General features: G+C 31.1%; 1 protein-coding gene. It reads right to left on the bottom strand.

The window, feature by feature from the left end:
- Positions 1-825: 825 nt before the first annotated feature.
- Positions 826-1,158 (bottom strand): autotransporter outer membrane beta-barrel domain-containing protein (locus tag ACFINH_RS09890; protein ID WP_375614003.1); only part of this gene is annotated, 333 nt, incomplete at its 5' end.

Here is a 1,158-nt window from a genome sequence, read left to right as displayed (position 1 = left end):
TTAGGAAAATTTCATGCAATAATTCAGAATGCTCATTCATCATTTTACATATTGAATAAAAACTGAATATTATAAATTTCTTTCATTTCAAACCTGTTTATATTTAATCAATTAACCCCTTGTCCATCACAAACGAAGCTGGCATGCAAAGAAGGACTTTTGAAAAAAGGTGAATTACTTCTTATGAATATTCTCGAGTGCTAAAATCTGCGCAAATATTGAATGCTGAAAAAAGAATGATGATATCCGCGCATGACCGCAATGAAAATAATATCCTGTATCTTATCGAAATTTCTCTACCACCTATCATTTACAAAACAACAACCGTAACAACACGATAAAGCATACTTTACTTTTATTATAATTTGACCTCAAACTCCCTCTGTTTGTTCTAAAAACAAGTATTTATCCAAAATTCTTAAGTAAATATCCTAAAAAAGGGAACAAATAATATGCGTATAAATGATATAAACGTGAATAAAGTTCTAAAACAAAATTCAAAACAATGCATAAAACTCATAAAGACTAAACTTATGATCTATAAAAATGAATAAAGAAATGGACAAAAACAACCACCTATATCGTCTCTTTTGAAAGATTATGCCGAAAGCATTCAGCATTCAAACTTTTCATATTCACAATGAAATCTGTCCTCATATCTTAACATCAAAAATTTTAGAAAAATTTCTCATCGCATAAAAGAAAGCATCTATTGTAATCTTTTATATCAAAAAATAACCATATTGATGAAGCAAAATAAATTCTAATACATTAAAAGGCCGAAAAATCTTCTGCCTTTCAACTAAAAATACATATTGCAGCTCTTCAAAAAAGGTGGCGCAATCCAGCAGAGAAACTCGTTCCAGAAAAACCAATTTTCTTAAATCTATGCTGATAAGTGACATCTCCACGAAGAGAAAGTTTTGATGAGAGACGAGCATTAAACCCAACCCCTGCTTCCAAAGAAGAACCAAAGGAACCTAACTGAAAATCGTTTTTAAAAGAAACGAATTGCTTATCTTCAAAACTATGCAAATAAGAAAGCTTACTATAAAAAGAAACTTCACGTCCCTCTTCCACAACACCTAACGTCTTGCTTAAACGCCCACCAACACGCCCCACCCATTGATGAAATTTTCCTAAATCAACATCAAGATT

It is taken from the genome of Bartonella sp. AA74HLJMH, assembly GCF_042197045.1.
GTDB lineage: Bacteria > Pseudomonadota > Alphaproteobacteria > Rhizobiales > Rhizobiaceae > Bartonella.
The sequence above is the reverse complement of the archived record's forward strand: the minus strand, read 5'-3'. Positions and strand labels throughout refer to the sequence as shown.